Origin of the sequence: Mesorhizobium sp. M7A.F.Ca.AU.002.02.1.1, from assembly GCF_003998535.1 — a bacterium.
Lineage (GTDB): Bacteria > Pseudomonadota > Alphaproteobacteria > Rhizobiales > Rhizobiaceae > Mesorhizobium > Mesorhizobium ciceri.
The window spans coordinates 1-407 of the sequence record NZ_RZPB01001510.1 but is presented as its reverse complement, the minus strand read 5'-3'; the positions used below and the strand labels follow the sequence as shown (position 1 = coordinate 407).

The window sequence follows — 407 nt, the reverse complement described above, 5'->3', positions numbered from 1 at the left end:
CGCGCGGCGGAATCAAGCGGCTTATTCATTTCTAGACTCCCATGGTTGCCACAATTGGCGGTTTGAAGTTTCCGGCTTTAGATCAATCGGCCATTGCCGCTTGCGGCGGCATGGCGGAAGATAAAGCTAGGCGTGTAGAATTCAGCATCGAACCAAAGCGCGGCCGTTTCGCCTTCCTTAACGAAAATCCAGCCGCCGAATTTCTGGCGATACAAGACCGCTTCATTTGCGCTCGAGAATTCGGCCATTTGCGGCCGGCCGCTTTGATTGACGTAGACAGGCGCGCCGCTGGCAATGGCGCGATTGACGGCGGCACGTAAGGCGTTATGCGGCGCATTGTTCGGCATGGGTCTAACTCCAGTTATGGCCATAAGCGGCCGGTTCGGCAATTTGCCGTCGCATGGCCG

At 56.8% G+C, this 407-nt stretch carries 1 protein-coding gene; it reads right to left on the bottom strand.

What is annotated here, in order from left to right; translation table 11 throughout:
- Window positions 1–77 precede the first annotated feature (77 nt).
- Entirely contained in the window at window positions 78–347 is a 270-nt protein-coding gene (locus EN879_RS38645) for a hypothetical protein (RefSeq protein ID WP_063168395.1), read from the bottom strand.
- Between the last annotated feature and the right edge of the window lie 60 nt (window positions 348–407).

Coding starts and splice junctions, on each gene's coding strand:
- EN879_RS38645 (WP_063168395.1), bottom strand. CDS start 347: ATGCCGAACAATGCGCCGCATAACGCCTTACGTGCCGCCGTCAATCGC.